7 protein-coding genes are annotated in these 5,465 nt (G+C 43.0%); 5 read left to right on the forward strand and 2 right to left on the reverse strand.

The window, feature by feature from the left end; all coding sequences use genetic code 11:
* On the reverse strand, positions 1-772 hold a 772-nt coding region (locus DA100_RS07895), incomplete at its 3' end, for a GyrI-like domain-containing protein (RefSeq protein WP_138971680.1).
* 370 nt (positions 773-1,142) lie between these two features.
* Between DA100_RS07895 and DA100_RS07900 the strand changes: the two genes are divergently transcribed.
* From DA100_RS07900 to DA100_RS07920, 5 genes are all read left to right on the forward strand, one after another.
* On the forward strand, positions 1,143-1,796 hold the full coding sequence (locus tag DA100_RS07900; protein WP_240800894.1) for a DNA alkylation repair protein: 654 nt from the start codon (positions 1,143-1,145) through the stop codon (positions 1,794-1,796).
* 192 nt (positions 1,797-1,988) lie between these two features.
* On the forward strand, positions 1,989-2,582 hold the full coding sequence (locus DA100_RS07905; protein WP_138971682.1) for a tyrosine-type recombinase/integrase: 594 nt from the start codon (positions 1,989-1,991) through the stop codon (positions 2,580-2,582).
* Between the two features lie 154 nt (positions 2,583-2,736).
* Positions 2,737-3,810 carry an XRE family transcriptional regulator gene (locus DA100_RS07910; protein WP_138971683.1) on the forward strand — a complete coding sequence of 358 codons (1,074 nt, stop codon included), beginning with the start codon at positions 2,737-2,739 and terminating at the stop codon, positions 3,808-3,810.
* Complete coding sequence (locus tag DA100_RS07915) at positions 3,791-4,279, forward strand: PIN domain-containing protein (protein ID WP_138971684.1); 489 nt, start codon at positions 3,791-3,793, stop codon at positions 4,277-4,279. Before DA100_RS07910 ends, DA100_RS07915 begins: the two co-directional genes overlap by 20 nt.
* A 15-nt stretch (positions 4,280-4,294) precedes the next feature.
* The gene (locus DA100_RS07920) at positions 4,295-4,891 is read left to right on the forward strand and encodes a DEAD/DEAH box helicase family protein (protein WP_240800895.1); all 597 of its coding nucleotides are present in this window, start codon (positions 4,295-4,297) and stop codon (positions 4,889-4,891) included.
* Here DA100_RS07920 and DA100_RS07925 read toward each other — a convergent pair.
* Positions 4,883-5,465: IS630 family transposase (locus tag DA100_RS07925; protein ID WP_138971685.1), on the reverse strand; the 583-nt coding region annotated here is incomplete at its 5' end. The genes DA100_RS07920 and DA100_RS07925 overlap by 9 nt on opposite strands.

The raw sequence follows: 5,465 nt of genomic DNA on the forward strand, positions 1-5,465 counted from the left end.
TTAATTCTTCTTCACTATTTGGCAGCCATTTTTGATATAAGTGATAAACGGTATCGCCAATGCTGTCATGGCTTCCTTTATGGACTGCCATGGCGCACCTCCCACTTGGTATTGTTCCAGATTTAATTCCATAGGCATTACTTGGAACCTCTCCTTCGTGCGAGCCACAGATATCAAACTGAAACTGATCATCTGGCGTATCGCTTGGGTCTGAATGAGGAATACCAAATGTTTCGCTGGTTTTTATTGGAGATAAACCTGTTAATTTTCGCCAATTTATAAACTTAGCTGCTGTCTCGGATACTAGTCGTGGGCTACCTTTATGTTCAATTAATGCAACTTCTCTTTTTTCGAAATCTACGATTTGAACATCCATTACACTTTCTCCTGTTATTGGTGGATGATATTCATACTTTGAGTGCCAAGAACGCCACTCAGGCTGATTTCTAAATTGGGAAGGTGTTTGCCCAAATATCCTTGAAAAAGCACGGGTAAAAGCTTCTAGGCTTTCGAATTGAGCTTCAAAAGCAATATCAGTAACACTGAACTCTGACTCAAATGCTAACCTAAAGGAAGCTCGTTTCATTCGTGCAAGTAACACATACTGCATAGCACTGATCCCCATAAACGCCTTAAAGATACGGTGAAAGTGGTACTTTGAACTGGCAGCCACAGTACTGAGATGCTCAAGTGAGAACTCGTCGTCTAGGTTACTATCTATAAAGTCGCACACTTTCTTTATCTGTCGTTCATGACGTTTTATCACGCTCATTGTTTTTGATACTCCAACTCAGAAATCGTAGAGATGATACCCACGAAGATTTAATTATGCCTGATTGAAATTGCTGGATGACGGCTAGAATAAAGCTTATGGAGGACGAATAGGTTTGCTCAGTTACCACACCAACAAACAATAACGCACTTTTTAACTGCATGGTACTCAGTGCTTACTTCAGTCCAGAGTTTTATCAGCAGTGATCATCGTTAGCAAAGTTCTGCCCCATTCCGAGCTACGCTCCGACATACTGAACTATATAACCGAGTCGTGTTGATATACATAATGTAATAAGTAAACTTTATCATTGAACTCAATGAGCCTTAGGAACATTTGAATGCATCCTTGGAATATAACGGTAAAGACAATGCTTGAACCTTTGGCGAATAGTGCTGATGCACTACAGATGCAGGCATACATGCGCAATCAGTTTCGATTCTTGGGGATTAAATCAACTCAAAGGAGAGAAGTGCTTAAACCACTTTTCTCAAAAGAACAACTCCCCGAGATAGACGATTTACCTAGCATTGTCAGAGAGCTTTGGTCACTTCCTGAAAGGGAATTTCAACTGATCGCAGTTGACTTGCTCATTAAACGTAAAAACCAGCTACCAGAAGCGTTTCTATATGAATTAGAGTGGCTTATCATTACGAAATCATGGTGGGATACGGTTGATTTTCTCTCCTCACACATTACAGCTGCTCTGTATATCAACCATTCCGACCAAACTCGACAGTACATTAGTCGTTGGCGTAACTCAGATAATATTTGGTTGCGGCGAACTGCATTACTTTATCAATTGAGATTCAAACAGCAGACGGATGAAAAGCTATTATTTGAGATCATCAAAGAAAATCAGGCTGACAATGAATTTTTTATACAAAAAGCGATAGGCTGGGCACTGCGAGAATTCTCGAAAACCAACGCCAAGTCTGTAGTTTCGTTTATTGATCAGCAAAACATACAAGGGATTGCCAATCGTGAAGGGTTGAAGTGGTTGAATAAACACAATCAAGCTTGAACACCCATAGACGCATGTCATTGCAGTGCCAATTGTGATCTTGCTGGCTAAGGCTTGCCCCAAAATCAGCTAGAGTAAAGATTCTAACCCACTTTAGTCTGCAATATTTGTCAGCCCCTAACTGCATAGCCATTCAATTTTCCGTATCTACACTTAATAAGGCCACTTCTAAAGTTAGACTGGAGGTCAATTATGTGGACGAAGAAAGGTCACTTAACTGGGCAGAAAAAGCCCTTCAAGCTCGAAGATATCTGGCAAATTCGCACTCGGCTAGAAATCGAAGGCAACATCATGGAATTGGCCTTGCTGAATCTCGCTATTGATTGCAAATTGCGCTCATGTGATTTGCTTAGGATGAAAGTGAGGGATATCTCTTCTGGAGGTGTAATTCAAGACCGGGTGCTTTACAGCCAAAGTAAAACAGGCAGAGAGGTACAGTTTGAGATCACTTCTCGCACCGTACAATCATTGACTCAATGGTTAATTCACAGCCAACTATCGTCTCAAGACTATCTGTTTCCTAGCCCTCGAAAACAAGGGAGGGCAATGAGTTATAGCTGCTATGCCACTATCATTCGCCGTTGGGCAACGGAACTTGGCTACGATCCCTATCTGTATGGCACGCACTCCATGCGTCGCACCAAAGCGACACTGATCTATGCTCGGACCAAAAACATTCGGGCTGTTCAATTATTATTGGGGCACGCTAAGTTAGATAATACCATTCGCTATTTAGGAGTAGAGATGGAAGATGCACTCAACATATCTGAAAATTTAGAACTGTGACTTAGTTCTGATAAGACAGCTTCCATCTAGATGGTGTAATAAGGTCAAACATTAAACCAATGTGACTTCTGCGCTATGAAAGTGTACCAACAAGGTTTATAATTCTCTATACTTTATATTTTTTATAAACCACCCCGTTGCTTGAGAGGATACCATGTTTGCAGAACGCCTAGAACGAGCCCGCAAGGCTGCCGGGCTATCAATGAGTGCATTAGCTAGCGAAGTTGGCCTGTCCGCTAACGCCATTAAAAAGTACGAACATGGTACAACTATGCCTTCTTCTTCAAACTTGCTTAAGCTTGCGAAAGCGCTAGATGTACGCACCGAATATTTCTTTCGACCAACCAAGGTGAAGTTAGAAGGTGTAGAGTACCGCAAGCGTGCTAACACCCCAAAGAAAGTACTAGATCGAATCAATGGTGACGTCTTAGACCAAGCTGAACGTTGGCAAGAGCTTTTAGAACTTTATCCAGATTCCGTGAAACCTATTCCTGATTTCGAGCTACCAGAAGACCTTCCTGCGCAAATCACTTGCTTGGAGCAAGCCGAAGACTTGGCTGTTCAAATGCGCCACGCATGGGATCTTGGTTTAAATCCAATCCACGATATGATCGATACCCTCGAATCTAAAGGAGTGATGATCATTACCACTGATGTGGAAACGGATAAAAAGTTTGACGGTCTTGCGGGGAAAATCGGGAACACGCCTGTAGTGGTTATCTCTACGGCTCAAAGCGGCGATCGCCAGCGCTTTACCTTGGCTCATGAACTCGGTCATCTGGTTGTGCATGGGCGCTTGGCTGAAGGTCTTGATGAAGAGAAGGCTTGTAATACGTTTGCTGGTGCGTTTCTTCTGCCTGCTCAAACACTTATTGAACACTTGGGCGAAAAACGCCGTCACATCGAACCACGTGAATTATTCATGCTTAAGCATGAATATGGTATTAGCATGTTGGCAGCACTGTTTCGTGCTGGGCAATGTGGGATTATTACGCCAGCGACTCAGAAAAACTTGTTTATGCTGTTTAGTAAAAATGGATGGCGTACTCAAGAGCCAGGAAAGGCCTACCCTCATGAATCGACATATCTACACAAGCAACTGGTTTACCGTGCTTTAGGTGAGGAGTACATAGGGGAATCAAAAGCCGCTGAGTTACTTGGCATGTCTGTCTCTAGCTTTCATAAAGAGCGAAAGTTGGAGGTGTTGAGTGCAGCAACTTTTAATTAGTGACGCCAATATCCTCATTGACATGGAAGAAGGCGGCCTGTTGGAAGCAATGTTTCAATTACCTTTTGATTTCGCAACGCCAGATATTCTTTTTTTCGAAGAGCTGGAAGAAGAACATTCCCACTTACCCGACTTAGGGTTAGCGTTAAAAGAGGTGTCTTCAGAATCAATGATGTATGCCATGCAGCTAACAGGCACCTATACCCAAGCAAGTAGAAACGATTGCTTTGCCCTTGCTTTAGCTAAGCAAGAGCAGTGCCCTTTGCTAACGGGAGATATGGCACTTAGAAAAGCAGCCGAGAAAGAAGCAGCCATTGTCAAAGGCACAATTTGGCTAGTAAGCCAGCTGGTAGTACATCAGAAAATTAACACGGGCCAAGCGCGAGAAGCCTACAGGCAGATGCAAGACAGTGGCAGGCGTTTACCATGGATTATCGCAGAAAAAGCTTTAGTTGAACTAGAGCGTTGAGGGAGTAGTTGATATATGTCGTCAGAAGCAGATACCAGAGCAAACTATATCGACCCGGCGTTAAAAGCCGCGCATTGGCAACCAGGCAATATCATTCGGGAACATTACTTTACCGATGGCCGTAAACTTGCTGGCGGTGTCCGTGGTCGTCGTTGTTTCGTCGATTATCTGCTGCACAAAGACAATCGTTACCTTGCAGTTGTTGAAGCCAAGAAAGCATCGAAGCATCCAACCGAAGGCCTTCAACAAGCCATCGACTATGCCAAAAAGCTACTCGTTCGTTTTGTTTATTCTAGCAACGGCAAACAAACCTATGAGTTCGATTTAAAAACCGGCAAAGGCGACTACATCGAGTTTTACCCAACACCACAAGAGCTTGAAAACCGCTACGCGGGTGTTAATTCGGATCTAGGCCAACACCTTCGTAATGTGCCTTTTCATTTAGAAGGCGCAATGCAGCCGCGTTATTACCAAGAATTAGCTGTCCATGCCGCCACAGATGCAATTGGTAAAGGAAAGTCACGCGTGCTGTTAACGCTGGCCACTGGTACAGGTAAAACGTTTATTGCCTTTCAAATCATCCATAAATTGTTCTATACCCAATCAACTTGAAAATGCAGGCTTGAGTACCTGAAAATTATCATTGATTCGAGACGTCAGTGAACCTGCGATCTCTGGAAGAGTCACAGTAAAAAATTGATCGATGGCTTCCTTGAAGTCTCGTTTATTTTTGAAGTAAACGTTATTCCTCGACTGCTCGTTCATTACCTTCCAAAGCCGCTCAATTGGGTTGAGGTTTGGACTGTAAGGTGGAAGATAATGTAGTTCGATATTTAGGACAAACGCTGCATCTTTGACTAAGTCACTGCGGTGATATCCCGCACCATCTAAGATGATATGAAGCTTATGGGCTAATGGATAACTCTCTCTTAACTTACAGAAAAAGCGAACAATATTTTCACTGTTAATACTCTCGTAATCGTGAACGATGGTGGCACCAATATCTGACAGGTTTAGTGCGCCAATAATGTTCAATCGGCTACGATTGCCCGTTGTTTCAATCACTTTAGCCTGACCAGTACGTATCCAGCCATGAGATATTTTTGTTAATAAGGTTGGGTGAACTGCATCGATAAAGACTATCGATTCATCCTTGCCACGGCTTGCCTTTAGAGCTTCATAAGCC

It is taken from the genome of Vibrio sp. Hep-1b-8 (assembly GCF_006124995.1).
GTDB lineage: Bacteria > Pseudomonadota > Gammaproteobacteria > Enterobacterales > Vibrionaceae > Vibrio.